The sequence below is a fragment of the Sporosarcina gallistercoris genome (genome assembly GCF_050459885.1).
GTDB lineage: Bacteria > Bacillota > Bacilli > Bacillales_A > Planococcaceae > Sporosarcina > Sporosarcina gallistercoris_A.
This window is the reverse complement of the sequence record NZ_JBCMNO010000019.1, coordinates 36294-50902: the sequence shown is the minus strand read 5'-3', so window position 1 is coordinate 50902 and position 14609 is coordinate 36294. Positions and strand designations below refer to the sequence as shown.

Genomic DNA, 14609 nt, shown 5'->3' with positions numbered 1-14609 from the left:
TTTGGTCGCGACATCGAATACGCAATAAGTGTGATTGCTGGCCGCTGTAACAACAGTAAACGGGCGGGTATTTCGCGGAAATGAGCAGGTTCTCTCGCGGAACGGGCGGGTATCTCACGGTAATGAGCGGGTTCTCTCGCGAAACGGGCGGGTATCTCACGGTAATGAGCGGGTTCCTCGCAGACACGGGCGGGTTCCCTCCCGAAACGAGCGGGTGCCCCACAGACACGGGCGCTGTCACACAAAAAAACAGAGGGAGTACCGACTTTTGTCGGTACTCCCTCTGTTTTCATCTGTAATCAGGCGCGCAAGACAGCGCCTGATTTTTCTTTTAGTGCTGTGAGTACTTTGTCGTGACGAGTGACAACTTCCTCGTCTGTCAACGTTCGTTCCGCATCGAAATAGGTTAATGAGAATGCGAGTGATTTTGTACCTTCTTCGACATTGTCGCCTTCGTACAAGTCGAATACCGATACATCTTTCAGCAGCTTGCCGCCTGCTTCTTGAATGATTTCCATCAAACTTCCTGCCGCCACATCTTTCGAAACGACGAGCGCGATATCACGTGACATCGATGGATAGCGCGGAACTTGCTCGTACACAAGTGCTTCAGCAGATTCCGTCAGCAATAGCGCTAAGTTCATCTCCATCACATATGTCTCTTTCAAATCACGTTTTTTCTGTTCAGTTGGATGCAATTGACCGAGCATTCCGACTACCTTACCATCCAATAGAACATTTGCTGTTCTGCCTGGATGCAAGCCGTCGTGTGTCGCTTTCGCATAGGTCACTTTCTCGGTCAGGCCGAGTGTATCCATGAGCCCTTCTACGATCCCCTTCATCACAAAGAAGTCGACTTTCTTCGTTTCCTGCTGCCATGCGTGGTCCACCCATTTGCCGGTGATCACTGCTGCAACGTGACCGACTTCTTTTGGAAGTCCATCTTCTTGTGTTCCAAGGAATACCGAACCTGTCTCATACAGCGCAACCGTGTCTATGCGACGCGCTACGTTATACGTCGTTGCATCCAGCAAATGAGGAAGCAAGCTTTGGCGCAATACACTGCGATCCTCACTCATTGGCATGAGCAGTTCTGTAACCGGCGCCGTCTCAAGTGCAAAGCTTTGGGATTCCGCACGCGAAGTCAGTGAATATGTGATTCCCTGATAAAGCCCCGCACTCTCGAGATAGCGGCGTACGAGACGTCGTTTTTCCTGGAAGCTGTTCAACCCGCCTGGAACACTCTCGCCAATCGGCAACGTCATCGGGATCTCATCGTACCCATGAAGCCGTGCTATTTCTTCGATCAAATCCTCTTTTATGCGCAAATCCTGTCTGCGTGTAGGAGCGTCAACGATCAATTGACCGTTCGCCGCTTCTACAGGTATTTGGAGACGACCTAATATCGAAACCATTTCGTCCATCGGAATCTTCATTCCCAGACGCTTGTTCACATAATCCGGTGACAACAAAATGCGGACGGATTCTTTGTTCAACTCATCGAATTGAACAGAGCCGGCCAAGACTTCACCGCCAGCCAAATCTGCCATCAGCTGAGCCGCACGTTCTGCAGCTTCAGCTACGCGATTCGGGTCTACTCCTTTTTCAAAACGAGTACTTGCGTCGCTGCGCAAACCGACGTCTTTTGAAGTTTTACGCACGGAAGCAGGGGCAAAATAAGCCGACTCAATGACTACAGTCGTTGTGCCATCGTGTACCTCTGAATTCGCTCCGCCCATGACACCTGCAAGTGCTACTGGCTCTTTTCCATTGGTAATCACTAGCTGATCTGCATGCAATGTACGTTCAATGTCATCCAATGTTGTCATCTTTTCACCTTCAACAGCGTGACGAACGACGATTTCTTTCGTTGCAAGACGATCATAATCGAAAGCGTGCAACGGTTGGCCATATTCAAGCAATACGAAATTCGTAATGTCGACCACATTGTTATGGGGACGGACGCCAGCAGCCATCAAATAGTTTTGAAGCCAGAGCGGTGACTCAGTAACTTTGACGTTTTTCACAACTTTAGCAATGTACATCGGGTTGTCTTCCTTAGCTTCGACTTTCAATGACAATACATCTTCTGCTTTTTCGTTCGCAGCTGTGTATTCGATCTTTGGAAGCTTGACATCTTCTGATAAAATCGCACCGACTTCATAGGCAACTCCTAGCATACTGAGTGCGTCCGCGCGATTTGGCGTCAAATCGAGTTCTAAAATGATATCATCCAAACCGACTAATGAACGTGCATCAGTACCTGGTATAGCGTCGGCTGGAAGTACATATATACCTTCCGCATAAGCTTTAGCGACAGTTTTCCCTTCAATCCCGAGTTCTTGAAGAGAACAGATCATGCCGTTAGATACTTCGCCACGGAGTTTCGCTTTTTTGATCTTTATGCCTCCTGGCAATTTCGCGCCAGGGAGAGCAGCAATAATATTTTGACCAGCCGCTACGTTCGGAGCACCACAAATGATTTGAACGGTTTCTTCGCCGATGTTCACTTGGCAAATATTCAATTTGTCAGCTTCCGGATGTTTTTCACATGATTCAACATGTCCGACAACGATGTTTGTCAGTCCTTCAGAACGGTCGATAATCGTATCGACTTCAATTCCCGCACGTGTAATCTTTTCAGCAAGATCCGCAGGTGCGATGCCTTTTGTATCTACATAGTTTTCTAGCCATTTCGTTGATACGTACATGGGGTCTCCTCCTTACACTTCTGTGCGGTTAAATTGTGAAATGAAACGCATATCGTTCGTAAAGAAATGGCGGATGTCTTCGACGCCATACTTCAACATGGCAATTCGTTCCGGTCCCATACCGAATGCGAATCCAGTGAAAACAGCAGGATCATATCCAGCCATTTCGAGGACATTCGGATGTACCATACCCGCACCAAGAATTTCAATCCAGCCAGTTTTCTTACATACGTTACAGCCTGATCCGCCACATTTGAAACATGAAATATCCATTTCTACAGAAGGCTCTGTGAATGGGAAGAAACTTGGGCGCAGTCTAATTTCACGTTCTTCACCGAACATCTTTTTCGCAAATAATGCGAGAGTTCCTTTCAAGTCACTCATCCGGATGTCTTCTCCGACTACGAGACCTTCGATTTGAGTGAATTGGTGGGAGTGCGTTGCGTCATCACTATCGCGGCGATACACTTTGCCCGGACAGATGATTTTAATCGGCTCGCCCTTTTTAGCTGCCATCGTGCGCGCTTGGACAGGAGACGTATGCGTACGAAGCAACACATCTTCCGTAATGTAAAACGAGTCTTGCATATCGCGTGCAGGGTGACCTTTTGGCAGGTTCAATGCTTCAAAGTTGTAGTAATCCTGTTCCACTTCGGGACCTTCTGCGACTTCATATCCCATGCTGATGAAGAAGTCTTCGATTTCTTCAACAACGCGAGTCAATGGATGATGGTTGCCAAGTTTGACAGGTCTTCCTGGCAAAGAAATGTCGATTGTTTCTTGTTCCAGTTTTTCATTCACCGCTTGTTGTTCCAATAATTCCATTTTATCTTCTAGCGAAGTTGTAACGGTTTCACGAACGACGTTGACGAGTGCCCCCATTTTAGGGCGTTCTTCTGCCGGTAGTTTCCCCATTCCTTTCAGAAGGTCCGTGATCGGCCCCTTCTTCCCTAGATAAGCAACACGCACATCGTTCAGCTCTTTCACTGACGTGGCGGCTTCAATTTTCTGCAGTGCTTCTTGTTTCAACTGTTCCAGCTGCTGCTCCATTGTCATTCTCCTTTCAAAATAGCTTTGTTTTCACTGATGAATGTCAGTCAAGCCCATTGCTAAACAAAAGCTTAACAAAATAAAAAACTCGTCCCCTAAAAAAGGGACGAGGACGAATTCGCGGTACCACCCTGATTATCATGCCAGTCGTGCACATGATCTCTCAACTTCGGAATAACGGTCCGTAGCCGGCTCATCTTTACAGCTCTATGCTGGTCCTGAAGGCAGCTCGCGGGGTGAACGTCAACAGTTTCGACCATCCATACTTCCAGTCAAGGTATGGACTCCCTAGCGTCAAATGTTCTGTTTCCTCTTCCCGGTCAACACTTTTGTTTTTTTGGTGCTCTTCTATACCTCATCAGTATAGCGGAATCCGTTTCATACTTCAATACTTGACTGACTTATCTGCGTGCGTATGTGTACAACAGGACACCCGCTGCTACTGCGACGTTCAATGATTCCGCCTTGCCGTATAATGGAATCTTTACGATCGCATCCGCTTGTTCCAAGTATTCGTCCGAAACACCTGCACCTTCGTTCCCAACTATAAGTGCAAACGCAGGCATCGGGTCTACAGTGAAATGATCTTTCGCTTGTTGCAAACCGGTACCGACCACTTGTAAGCCGCCTTGTTTTGCGCGTTCGATCCATTCGCTCAAGTCACCTTTGACAATAGGAATGTGAAAATGGGAACCTTGCCCGGAACGGACTGTTTTCGGACTGAAGGGATCTGCACACCCTTTCCCGAGAATCACTGCATCCATTCCAGCCGCATCAGCAGTACGGATCATCGTACCGATATTACCGGGATCTTGGACAGCGTCGATGAACAGAAGGCGTTTCCAATCCGAATAGGTATCCTCTGAAGGTATCGGCTGTTTGCAATGGGCAAAAATCCCTTGTGGGTGCTCTGTTTCTGAGATTTCAGCAGCAACTGCTTTTGTCATTTCAATGATTTGGATTGAGGACTCTTCCAATTCGAATGGAATTTCAACGTCTTCCCGGAACATAATGTGCAGCACTGAACCTTCAACTTTCAACGCTTCTTCGACTAAATGGTGCCCTTCTATGATGAATTCTTCGGACCGTTCGCGCTCTTTCTTTGTTGCAACAAGTTTTTTCCAATGTTTCACAAGTGCATTCTGGGTGGATTCAATACGTTTCATAGTGTAGGATAACTTCCTTTTTTTCTTTTCAGTGTATCAAAGACAAGCTCTCTTGGCGATACTTAACTCAAGTACGTTGAAAGGAGGTCAGATGAATGAATTTTCAAATCAGAGATGCCATTACGGCAAATATGACCGATAACAAAGCGCAAGACATTCGTGGAGTTGTCGACGATGCAATCGCGCGAGGAGAAGAGCATCTGCTTCCTGGCTTAGGCGTGTTCTTCGAGAAGTTATGGCAGCGCGCCGATGATCAGGAAAAGATGAAAATCACAGGAGAGCTCGAGCACGCCTTTGCTGCACAGTGAATCCAACTAAAAAAGACCGGGATATGCGAATTGAATCGCTTCCCAGTCTTTTTTTGTCGTCATAACAAAGCAGCTAGTAAAGCTTTCTGCGCATGCATACGGTTTCCTGCTTGCTGGAAGACGACGGATTGGTCTCCGTCGATGACTGATGCCGAAACTTCTTGACCGCGATGAGCGGGCAGACAGTGCATGAACGTATAATCTGATTTTGCGTAGCTCGTGAGTTCGTCATTGATTTCGAATCCTTCGAAGTCGGAGAGTCGCTGTGCTGTTTGCTCATCGTCCCCCATACTGACCCACACGTCTGTATATAAAATGTCTGCTTCTTTTGCAGCTGAGATCGGGTCTGTCAATTGTGTCATCGTAACACCTGATTGTTCCGCTGCTTTCTCGATAGATTTTGCGATGTCCGCATCCATTTCGTATCCGACTGGTGTAGCGATTGCTGTGTGGATGCCCATTTTAGCAGCAGCCATCAGAAGAGAATGCGCAACATTGTTTCCGTCTCCGATGTAGACGAGTTTCAAGCCTGTCAGCTTTCCTTTCACTTCCTGGATTGTCAGAAGGTCCGCCAGTGCCTGACACGGGTGTACCTTATCCGTGAGACCGTTAATGACAGGGATGGAGGCATTGTCTGCGAACTCTTTCACCATTTCATGTGAGTTCGCGCGAATCATGACTCCATCCAGATACTCGGAGAACACTTTCGCTGTATCTGCAATCGACTCCCCGCGTCCGATTTGCAGTTCTGTCGGGTTCATCATCAATGCATGCCCGCCTAGCTGGAACATGCCCACATCGAACGAAATACGGGTACGTGTCGAATTCTTTTCAAATACCATTCCAAGAGTTTTTCCTTCAAGTGGTTTACTCGCTCCTCCTGCTAAAAAATCCTTTTTCATTTTCGCTGCCTGATCGAGCAGATAGTCGATTTCTTCAGATGAAAAATCCTCGATTGCCAAAAAGTCTTTCCCTTTCAGTTGCTTCTCCATGTATTTCAATTCGAATGCGCTTGTCATACTATCATCCTCCATGAATAAAATTGGTTATTCACAGTATAAATATGAATAATTATAAAGTCAAATGTATTTTTATACTTTATTGAAAATTAAAAGAGACAGACCAGGTTCTGATCTGCCTCTTCCTTCATTTATTCAGAAATAATCTTATCGACTGTTTCTTGGTCCAGCTTTTTAATGACTTCCACGATTAGTTTAACAGCATTTTCATAGTCATCGCGGTGCAGCATTGCGGCGTGACTATGGATGTAGCGAGTCGCAACAGTGATTGCGATAGAAGGTACGCCGTTGCCGCTCAAGTGGATCGAACCGGCATCCGTCCCACCACCTGACATGGAATCGAATTGGTAAGGTATGCCGTTTTCTTCCGCAGTGTCGACAACAAAGTCACGTAACCCCTTATGCGCGATCATTGACGCATCATAGAGAATGATTTGGGGACCATCCCCCATTTTTGCTGCTGCTTCTTTAGCGCTAACCCCTGGTGTATCCCCAGCGATTCCGACGTCTACTGCAATACCGATATCCGGCTTGATTTTGTTGGCTGCTGTTCCAGCGCCGCGAAGACCCACTTCCTCTTGCACAGCTCCGACACTGTAGAGCGTGTTAGGGTGACCTTGTTTGTTCAACTCTTTCATGACATCGATTGCAATGGCACAGCCGATCCTGTTATCCCAAGCTTTCGCAAGCAAATATTTCTCATTGTTCATGACCGTGAATTCAAAGTAAGGAACAACCATGTCTCCAGGCGAAACGCCCCACTCCTTCGCCTCCTCACGAGAAGAAGCACCGATATCGATGAACATATCTTTTATGTCCACTGGCTTCTTGCGTACTTCAGCAGGAAGGATGTGTGGTGGTTTAGAGCCAATGATTCCTGTGATGGATTCCCCTTTGCGCGTTACAATCGTCACGCGTTGAGCAAGCATGACTTGTGACCACCAGCCGCCGATAGTTTGGAAGCTCAGGAACCCTTTATCGTCAATTCGTGTAATCATGAATCCGACTTCGTCGAGGTGACCCGCAACCATGACTTTCGGTCCTGCTGCGTCGCCTGTATGTTTTGCAATGAGTGAACCGAGTCCGTCCTGGTCAATTTCGTCTGCAAATGGTTCAAGATAACGCTTCATGACATCACGCGGTTCCCGCTCGTTTCCACCTGTACCTTTTGCATCCGTCAACTCTTTCAGCATGTGCAGCGTATCATCCATCATAACCAAATCCTTCGACCCCCTAAGTAAATATGTTCCTAGTATAGTACAAGTTGGCGTGTTTTCAAAGTTACCTGTACATTATTACAACAATTCTTTTCGAAGTTGTGCAGCACTTTTAGGTGATAAAAGACCTGTCGGAATGTCGAACACCGTTTTCGCACCGTACTGTCCGGATTTGTTCAATTTGTGTGCAGCTCGTGCATAAGCGGTAAGGACACTTGAAGTAAACTCAGGATTGCTGTCAAGCGTCAGTGAATATTCCATCACCTGGTTGGTGCCATTGCCTGTCTTACCGCTGCGGATGACAAAGCCGCCATGAGGCATTGCGCTGTGGTTCTGCTGCATTTCTTCTTCACTGATGAACGAAACAGTCGTGTCATAGTCCGAAAAGTAGTCTGGCATCGTGACAATGGTCTCTTCCACAGCTGCTGCATCCGCGCCATCTTCTAACACGACGAAGCATTCCCGTACATGCTTTTCTCTAGTTGATAATTCGGGCTGTTCACCAGCTCGAACTTTTACAATCGCTTCTTCTGAAGGTACGGTATATTGGACTGCACTCTTGACACCGTCAATGCGCCGAACCGCATCGGAGTGGCCTTGGCTCAACCCTTTCCCCCAGAATGTGTATGTGGATCCTTCAGTCAGTACAGACTCACCATATAGCCGATTCAACGAAAATAAGCCTGGGTCCCATCCTACAGATAGTACCGCTGTGGTGCCCGCTGGCTTTGCCGCTTCATCGAGCGCCTCGAAATATTCAGGTATTTTTGCATGTGTATCGAAACTATCGACAGTCGTAAACAACTTGGCAAGCGCAGGGCCTTGTTCAGGCAAATCTGCACGGGAACCTCCGCATAGAATCATGACGTCTATGTTCTCAACATACTTCTCAACATCTGTTAACGGATAGACAGCTACACTGTCACCAACTGGGTGGACGCTACTTGGATCTCTTCTTGTAAAAATTCCAACCAACTCCATATCAGATTGCTGGGATATAGCATACTCAACCCCTTTTCCAAGGTTGCCATATCCTGCAATTCCAATTTTAATCTTCGGTTCCATGTGTCATTCCCCCATTATGTTCGACTATTCGTTATTTTACAGTTTTTTTAGTTAGATTGCTATTTTTTGTTCTGATTTCTCCTAGTCTACAATTTCGTCACACGATTCCTCCATTTTGGTCAACAACTATTCTTGTTCGTTGATTTAAAACCTTGTCATGATAAAATATAAATGGTTATTGAATTCCTGAAACGAGGCGTATGTATGCGATTTTTTGTTTATTTAATCGTTTTCTTTTCATTTTTTGATTTGTTTTCCCAGTTACCTATTATGAGTCCCTTTGCGCTTTCTCTTGGCGCTTCCACTTTTGTAGCTGGATTAGTTGTCGGAACCTACTCCCTTGCAAACGTCTTTGGAAATGTCATTTCGGGATTTGTGACGGACAAAAGAGGTCCTTTCATTATTTTACTTATTGGGCTTTTGACAAACGCTCTGGCGTTGGCGCTCTATTCCACAGTACATGTCGCTTGGCTGCTCGTGGGGGTCCGTTTCGTCCACGGATTTACGAATGGTTTGATCATTCCTGCTGCATTTACTTTCCTAGCCAATCGGGCTCAACCTGATAAGCGCGGGAAAAGCGTCGCAATTTCCGGTGCATTTGTCGGGATGGCTGCGATTGCAGGTCCTGCATATAGCGGTATCATCGCTTCCATAATCGGGGACCCGTCAAAAGGAACACCTCTCATCATGCTCATAAACGGCGTTATCATGGCAATCCTGGCTGTTTTAGCTTTTCTGCTATTGCGTTCTGTTAAACGGTTGAAAAAAACCCAAGAAAAGTCTGCCCAAAAGCATGTTGGAACCATGTTCCGTCATCCTGGAATACAACGTGCCTTTGCTGGCGCTTTCTTCCTTATGTTCTCACAGGGTGTCCTAGCACTCATTCTTCCGTTAAAGGTGGAAGCACTTGGTTTTGATACAAAAACGACCGGTGCACTGCTTAGTACGTTCGGCATTGTGGCGATCCTCGTATTTTTACTGCCGATCAACCGGATTTTCGATCGAGTGAGGCCTATGATTACACTGGCTTTCGGAATTTCTTTAATGGGCGTCAGCATGTTGCTGTTAAGCCAGGCAGACGAGCTTTTCAATCTATATGGAACGATGTCACTGTATGGGGTCGGATTTGCGTTTTTATTCCCATCCATCAACTCCTTGCTAATCGATTCCTCGAAAGCCGCCTATCGCGGAAAAGCCTATGGTTATTTCTATGCGTTCTTCTCGATGGGAGTCGTGGCAGGATCGTACACGATTGGCGCATTGAATTTGAATTTCAGAGGTGCCTTCACTTTTACAGGTGTGGTCTTGCTGATCGTTGCAGCTTATACCATTTACGGCTTGTTCAAACAACAGACAGCACCAGTCCAATAAAACAGTTCGTTCCAAGAGTCGATGTAATCCCTGTTACTTGCTAATACCGTTCAACTAAAAGATATGATATGGTAAACGGACAGACTTGTCTGATACAATTAGAATGGAGTGGTTCCTATCGGGGTTAACGTATATGTAACATTTAACGGAGATTGCCGCCAAGCTGTGGAATTTTATGCAGACGTTTTCAATACTGAAAAACCTGAGTTCATGACATTTGGTGACTCGCCACAAAATCCCGAATACCCGTTACCGGAAGAGGCGAAAAATCTCATTATGCATACTCGTCTTACAATAAAAAATGACGTGATTATGTTCTCAGACACATTTCCCGGATCACCGGTTGTAGTTGGAAACAATGTCAGCCTAGCATTCGTAAGTGATGATAAAGAGGAGCTGACTTCCTCGTTTGAAAAGCTCAAGCAAGGTGGTTACGTGTCAATGGAGTTACAGGAGACTTTTTTCAGTAAATGCTACGGTAAAGTTAAGGACCAATTTGGTATCGAATGGCAAGTTAGTCACGAAGAATAACAGAGAACAAAACAAAAAACATACTTATTGAGTATGTTTTTTGTTTTGTATATTTTTGTGTAAGTAAACCGTCATATTTCCTGGAGTTGAAAAGACTGAATCTCCTCGATGAACGCCTCTCCATAAATCTCAAGCTTCGTTTGTCCAACACCTACAACGTCTAAAAACTCAGCAGGCGTTGCCGGCCTCTTCATCGCCATATCCTTCAAGGACTTGTCCGAGAATACGACGAATGGTGGGACTCCAGCCTCTTGTGCGAGTTGGCGTCGCAGTTGTCTCAGTTGTTCGAACAACGGATCGTCTTCTGTCAGTGTTTTGGAGACAAATGATCCTTTACGCATGATCTTATCGTTGCCAAGCAAGACTTCTTTTCCACGCTCTGCCACTCGAATCGTCGGAAACTGGCCATTCTCAACTTGTAAACAATTAGCCGAAATCAGAAATTCGATAAAATCGGAGACTTCTTTCGCATTTTTCTCTTTCAACAACCCATACGTCGTCAACTGATCGAATTTAAAATCCAACAATTTTTTATTGCGGGAACCGGTTAGCACTTGAGCAATCATCGTCTTCCCAAAACGCTGTCCCATGCGAATGACACATGACAATACCTTTTGAGCTTCGAGTGTAACGTCCATTTGTTCACGCGTATCCGTGCAATTCGCACATCTCCCGCATACCGGAGCGTCTTGTTCACCGAAATACGTCACTATGTATTGCTGCAAACATTTTTCTGTATGGCAATAATCGATCATTCCTTGTAATTTTTCAAGTTCTGCCGGAACTCTAGAGGAATCAGGGGATTGGTCAATCAGAAAGCGTTGTGTCTGAATATCTTGCGAGGCGAACAGGAGCACACATTCACTATCAAGCCCATCGCGACCTGCTCGGCCCGCCTCCTGATAGTAACTTTCCATATTTTTCGGCATTTGGTAATGGATTACATATCGAATATTCGATTTATCGATTCCCATTCCAAATGCATTGGTTGCCACCATGACTGTCGCTTCATCGTTCAAAAAGCGTTCCTGCTCTTCATGACGTTCCGAATCCGACATTCCACCATGATACTTGGCTGCCTCAAATCCAGCACGTTTCAATAATTCATAAATACTCTCCACAGCTTTACGGGTTGCTGCGTAAATGATTCCCGCCTCGCCCTTGTTTTTACTAGCATAATCTTTGATGAACTTTTCGCGGTTTTGCCCCTTCACGACTGTAAATACCAAATTCGATCGTTCAAAACCTGTCATCACAGTTTGCTCTTGAGGTATACCTAGCTGCAGACGGATGTCTTCACGGACATGAGGCGTTGCCGTAGCTGTCAAGGCAAGCAGTACCGGTTTTTCATGGAAGCAATTCAAAACGCGGCTAATATTACGATAGCTCGGTCTGAAATCATGCCCCCACTGCGAGATACAGTGCGCTTCATCGATGGCGATCATAGGTACGCTCATGCGGCTCAATTCTCTTAAAAATGATTCAGACTCCAATCGTTCAGGCGCAATGTAAAGCAATCGATAATGCCCTGCAATCGCATTCTCAAGTATTCCAAAATACTCTTCGGACGATAACGTGCTGTTTATGTAGGCTGCTGGAATCCCGAGCTGCCAAAGTGCATCTACCTGATCTTTCATAAGGGAAATGAGTGGGGATATGACGAGGACCGTTCCTTCGAATAACATTGCTGGTACTTGATAGCACAACGATTTCCCTCCGCCTGTCGGCATGACACAGAGCGCGTCCTGTCCATCCATCACATGCTGGATCACTTGCTCTTGACCTGTGCGGAATGAAGTATATCCGAATTTTTCAGCGAGCACGGCCAGTGCTTGTTGCATCATTGAGCATCCTCCTTTCGGGAAATTATCTACTCTTAGAATAGCAGATTGGTAAGCGGAATGGAACGAACATGGGGACGATACTAAATGTGAGGTGAAAAAAACCGTCTCGCAAATTCGCATAGACGGAGTGGAATATATATGGCGGAGGCGAGAAGATTTGAACTCCCGCGGCGCTTGCACGCCCTAGCTGATTTCGAGTCAGCCCCCTTCAGCCTCTTGGGTACGCCTCCAATAATGAGTTAAATTATACCATTTATCCTGCTATTCTTCAACAAAGTAACCCCTTTACTCAACTATACCGAAGTAGCTAAGTAAAGGGGGTGACTGTTATACTTTAGAAATCTTAAAGTTACTGACCATCGCCCAAGAAAGAACGAGCATCGCAATGACAAGATAAGGTGCAGCAACATATGGAACCGCGAAATATAACGCTGTTAAAATGACACCTGCCGCAGTAATCGGAACGCCGCGGAATACACCATCGAATTCTTCCACATTATATCGTGCCAAACGAACAGCACCGCAAGCGATATAAATAATTGTGGCAGCAATTCCTACCCAAAGCATATCAGATAACGCAGTATGGTAGATCAGAACTGCAGGTGCGATCCCAAACGATATAATATCACTTAAAGAATCCAATTCTTTACCAAAAGCGGATTCTGTATGGAAATGACGAGCCGTCATTCCGTCAAAACGATCGAATAACGCCGCCAGGAAAATGAATACCAAACTCATGTGGGACAAATCTCGTGAAATCAGTATTATGGCGATAACCCCAAAACTTAAGTTCACTAAAGTGATGGCATTCGCCAATTGGGCCTTCACTTTAGTATAATCAATGTATCGAAACGAAAACATAACAAACCTCCCAATAATATATATTAGATAAAGATGGTGATTGTATTGAAAAAGAAATTTTTAAAATCATTTGTAGAATTGACAGGAAACCCGGTTGCTTCTAGTATACTTCGGCATTTGTCTGCTTCACGGCTAAGTAAACCGCTCATTAAAATGTACTCTAGTGCCTATAAAATAGATGAGTCCAGCATGGAATATCCAAGAGCACACTATGACAGCCTGCAATCTTTTTTCACACGTAAGCTAACGTCCGGAGCGCGACCTTTTGATAATGCACCAGAAGTTCTCATCTCTCCTTCCGACGGACATCTAAGTTCTTTTGGGCGTATGAAAGATGGACACCAATTTACAATTAAAGGTCATACGTACAGTATAAATGAAATATTCATGGATGAAAAGAGGGCATCTGATTATAAAAACGGTTGGTACTTTGTATTCTACCTGTCTCCAGCAGATTATCATCATTTCCATTATCCTGCAGATGGTACAGTCATTAACCGTTACGCTCTTGGAAAAAAATCATATCCTGTTAATAATATGGGACTAACTTATGGAGACAGACCATTTGAAACGAACTACCGTCTCATAACTGAACTTTCAACAGCTTACGACAAATTAGCACTTGTCAAAGTGGGTGCACTGAATGTAAACTCCGTACAGTTATACTCATCTTCCAAAGAAGCTAAAAAAGGGGATGACTTCGGGTATTTCTCTTTCGGTTCAACGATTCTGTTGTTCGTTGCAGGTGATTCTACATTCTCTCCAACAGTCCAAAAAACGGGTGCAATACAAGTCGGAGAAACGATTGGTCGATGGCTTCCATAAGATAGTTCATCAAAGAATTGACAAAAGAGGGATATAAGTGAGCGTTTTGCAAGAATTTGTTATCCATTACGGGTATTTTGCTGTTTTTCTTTTTCTGTCTCTCGGGATTTTCGGTTTACCTATGCCTGATGAATTCGTCATTGTCTTTATTGGATACTTGTCTTCTGCAGGGCTTCTCAATTTTGTATGGGCAATGAGCATTGTAATTCTTGGTGTGTTCATCGGAACGCTCGTAACATATGCTATTGGAAAAAAAGTCGGACGTCCCCTCATTGAGCGGTTCGGGAAATGGGTCGGGCTGTCCGAAAAACGGGTGTTGAAAGTTGAACGCTGGTTTGGCCGCTATGGATCCTGGACTGTGACATTGGGCTTTTTCGTTCCTGGAATGAGGCATTTCGTCTGCTGTTTTTCAGGCATGAGCGGTATGGCCGTAAAACGCTATATGCTATTCTCATCACTCGGCACAACAGTTTCAGGTATTATATGCATCACATTCGGTTATTTGTTCGGTTGGCCATTTTAAACATTCCGTTGATGGCGGAGTGTTTTTTGTTTGGTCAAAGAAGTTCAAAAGCTCAGTGCAGCGAAGCAAGTTTACATAATTGTATCCTCGAAACGGATCCGCACCATTTTCCTTCGAT

14 protein-coding genes and 1 tRNA gene are annotated in these 14609 nt (G+C 45.3%); 6 read left to right on the top strand and 9 right to left on the bottom strand.

Annotated elements, in window-relative coordinates:
• Positions 1 to 80: 80 nt before the first annotated feature.
• The gene (locus ABE021_RS12220; RefSeq protein ID WP_430288988.1) at positions 81 to 299 is read left to right on the top strand and encodes a hypothetical protein; all 219 of its coding nucleotides are present in this window, start codon (positions 81 to 83) and stop codon (positions 297 to 299) included.
• Here the strand turns inward: ABE021_RS12220 and pheT are convergent, their stop codons facing one another.
• The 3 genes from pheT to ABE021_RS12205 all read right to left on the bottom strand — a co-directional run bounded on the left by pheT (position 300) and on the right by ABE021_RS12205 (position 4927).
• Entirely contained in the window at positions 300 to 2711 is a 2412-nt protein-coding gene (gene pheT, locus ABE021_RS12215) for a phenylalanine--tRNA ligase subunit beta (protein ID WP_430288987.1), read from the bottom strand. It lies immediately after the preceding gene.
• Positions 2712 to 2723: 12 nt separating this feature from the next.
• The gene (pheS, locus tag ABE021_RS12210; protein WP_430288986.1) at positions 2724 to 3761 is read right to left on the bottom strand and encodes a phenylalanine--tRNA ligase subunit alpha; all 1038 of its coding nucleotides are present in this window, start codon (positions 3759 to 3761) and stop codon (positions 2724 to 2726) included.
• A gap of 401 nt (positions 3762 to 4162) precedes the next feature.
• The gene (locus ABE021_RS12205) at positions 4163 to 4927 is read right to left on the bottom strand and encodes a TrmH family RNA methyltransferase (protein ID WP_430288985.1); all 765 of its coding nucleotides are present in this window, start codon (positions 4925 to 4927) and stop codon (positions 4163 to 4165) included.
• Between the two features lie 95 nt (positions 4928 to 5022).
• Between ABE021_RS12205 and sspI the strand changes: the two genes are divergently transcribed.
• On the top strand, positions 5023 to 5235 hold the full coding sequence (sspI, locus tag ABE021_RS12200) for a small acid-soluble spore protein SspI (RefSeq protein ID WP_025783254.1): 213 nt from the start codon (positions 5023 to 5025) through the stop codon (positions 5233 to 5235).
• Positions 5236 to 5294: 59 nt separating this feature from the next.
• On the opposite strand, the gene argF is transcribed toward sspI, so the two are convergent.
• From argF to ABE021_RS12185, 3 genes are all read right to left on the bottom strand, one after another.
• A complete protein-coding gene (gene argF / locus ABE021_RS12195; protein WP_430288983.1) occupies positions 5295 to 6254 on the bottom strand; it encodes an ornithine carbamoyltransferase in 960 nt (319 codons plus the stop codon).
• A gap of 131 nt (positions 6255 to 6385) precedes the next feature.
• Positions 6386 to 7468 carry a M42 family metallopeptidase gene (locus ABE021_RS12190; RefSeq protein ID WP_430289025.1) on the bottom strand — a complete coding sequence of 361 codons (1083 nt, stop codon included), beginning with the start codon at positions 7466 to 7468 and terminating at the stop codon, positions 6386 to 6388.
• An 81-nt stretch (positions 7469 to 7549) separates the two neighbouring features.
• The gene (locus ABE021_RS12185; RefSeq protein ID WP_430288982.1) at positions 7550 to 8536 is read right to left on the bottom strand and encodes a diaminopimelate dehydrogenase; all 987 of its coding nucleotides are present in this window, start codon (positions 8534 to 8536) and stop codon (positions 7550 to 7552) included.
• A 171-nt stretch (positions 8537 to 8707) separates the two neighbouring features.
• On the opposite strand from ABE021_RS12185, the gene ABE021_RS12180 reads away from it, so the two are divergent.
• Both ABE021_RS12180 and ABE021_RS12175 read left to right on the top strand, forming a co-directional pair.
• Positions 8708 to 9907, top strand: a complete 1200-nt coding sequence (locus ABE021_RS12180; protein ID WP_430288981.1) for an MFS transporter — start codon at positions 8708 to 8710, stop codon at positions 9905 to 9907.
• Positions 9908 to 10024: 117 nt separating this feature from the next.
• A complete protein-coding gene (locus ABE021_RS12175) occupies positions 10025 to 10438 on the top strand; it encodes a VOC family protein (RefSeq protein ID WP_430289022.1) in 414 nt (137 codons plus the stop codon).
• Between the two features lie 71 nt (positions 10439 to 10509).
• On the opposite strand, the gene recQ is transcribed toward ABE021_RS12175, so the two are convergent.
• From recQ to pssA, 3 genes are all read right to left on the bottom strand, one after another.
• Positions 10510 to 12282, bottom strand: a complete 1773-nt coding sequence (gene recQ / locus ABE021_RS12170; RefSeq protein WP_430288980.1) for a DNA helicase RecQ — start codon at positions 12280 to 12282, stop codon at positions 10510 to 10512.
• 139 nt (positions 12283 to 12421) lie between these two features.
• Positions 12422 to 12512: transfer RNA gene (locus tag ABE021_RS12165), tRNA-Ser, on the bottom strand.
• A 97-nt stretch (positions 12513 to 12609) separates the two neighbouring features.
• Entirely contained in the window at positions 12610 to 13143 is a 534-nt protein-coding gene (gene pssA / locus ABE021_RS12160; protein WP_430288979.1) for a CDP-diacylglycerol--serine O-phosphatidyltransferase, read from the bottom strand.
• Between the two features lie 45 nt (positions 13144 to 13188).
• Between pssA and asd the strand changes: the two genes are divergently transcribed.
• Positions 13189 to 13968 (top strand): archaetidylserine decarboxylase, encoded by a 780-nt coding sequence (gene asd, locus ABE021_RS12155; RefSeq protein ID WP_430288978.1) that lies wholly within the window; start codon positions 13189 to 13191, stop codon positions 13966 to 13968.
• A 37-nt stretch (positions 13969 to 14005) separates the two neighbouring features.
• Positions 14006 to 14491 carry a DedA family protein gene (locus ABE021_RS12150; RefSeq protein WP_430288976.1) on the top strand — a complete coding sequence of 162 codons (486 nt, stop codon included), beginning with the start codon at positions 14006 to 14008 and terminating at the stop codon, positions 14489 to 14491.
• Positions 14492 to 14609 lie beyond the last annotated feature (118 nt).